This is a genomic window from Paenibacillus sp. 01T422 (assembly GCF_056398785.1).
Window position 1 is genome coordinate 1 of sequence record NZ_JBFTQB010001464.1, and the last position, 766, is coordinate 766.

Genomic DNA, 766 nt, shown 5'->3' on the forward strand with positions numbered 1-766 from the left:
TGCTTTTGCTTACTAATAGACAGGATATTGCCTCTTTTAAACGAAATTATTAACTATTAAATAAAAAGTGTTGAAGGGATCCATACGTAATGACATATGACCGTATCAAGCTTCCTCCAGGATTATGGGTGGGAATACAACAAATGGGGATTAATCCTATCGACATAGCTTATAAAGCGCAGCTGCCGCTTACAATTATTACAGAGCCAGCTCCAATTACCACTGCTCAATATTTCAAAGTCTGGCAAGCATACTCTGACCACGTTGGTGACATTGCCACCGGAATCATCAATCTTGTAACTGCTTTTGAAACGACACAATATCCACCAACTGTATTAGCGACTTATCATGCTCGTGACTATCGCGATGCCCTTATGCGTATGGCGAGATACAAACAACTATGTCCTCCGGAAAGCTTGCAAATAACTGAAGACGGAGAGAGTTGTACAATTGAATTAGAATGGATGGATAGTGAGGAACCCGGACCGCCTGTGCTGGTTGGAACGACTTTGGCCTTTCTTCTAGAACTCGGGCGCAGAGGTACGGGGCAGCTTATTATTGCACGGAGTGTGGAATTTACTCACTCGATGGGTGATATAAAGGCTCTTGAGGTTTATTTCGGGTGCACGATTCGTATTGGTGCAACCCGTAATCGATTAACGCTTCATCGAAGAGATCTGGATCTCCCCTTTATTTCGTATAACCAGGAATTGCTGGAGATCTTGAGTCCCGTATTGGATCGAACGTTGAATGAACAGTGCACTCG

1 protein-coding gene is annotated in these 766 nt (G+C 43.5%); it reads left to right on the forward strand.

Translation table 11 applies throughout. From position 1 onward, the window contains the following. Positions 1–89: 89 nt before the first annotated feature. Positions 90–766, forward strand: a 677-nt coding sequence (locus AC1DUA_RS39525) for an AraC family transcriptional regulator ligand-binding domain-containing protein (RefSeq protein WP_477504872.1), incomplete at its 3' end; no start/stop codon positions are given.